The following is a 362-nucleotide window of genomic DNA, read 5'->3' as shown; positions in this document are numbered from 1 at the left end:
TGCATGATCAGAATAAACAATTACTTTAGTACCAAGTAAATAAGATCGAAATTTTTCTAAAGCAAAAACAACAGCCAAGAGTTCTTTTTCAGTGGTAGAGTAATTTTTCTGGGCATCGTTGAAAGTCCTGGACGCGTAGTAAATGGCATGCGAAGCTTTTCCAATCCTTTGTCCCAGAACAGCTCATACGGCGTAGTCCCTCGCATCGTACATTATTTCGAATGGCACGTTCCAGTCAGGTGGTTGGATGATTGGCGCCGAGATCAACAATCCTTTTAGCATGTCAAATGCCTCATTGCACGACTCATCGAACTCGAAAATCATCTGTTTTTGCAGCAACTTGCACATCGGTTGTGCAACCT

Annotated in this window: 1 protein-coding gene; it reads right to left on the bottom strand. The window is 42.3% G+C overall.

Annotated elements, in window-relative coordinates; translation table 11 throughout:
- The coding region (locus EZV76_RS18005; RefSeq protein ID WP_161594447.1) for an RNase H-like domain-containing protein at window positions 1-177 on the bottom strand (177 nt) is incomplete at its 3' end.
- Window positions 178-362 lie beyond the last annotated feature (185 nt).

The organism is Flagellimonas alvinocaridis (genome assembly GCF_004916895.1).
Classification (GTDB): Bacteria; Bacteroidota; Bacteroidia; order Flavobacteriales; family Flavobacteriaceae; genus Flagellimonas; species Flagellimonas alvinocaridis.
The sequence above is the reverse complement of the archived record's forward strand: the minus strand, read 5'-3'. Positions and strand labels throughout refer to the sequence as shown.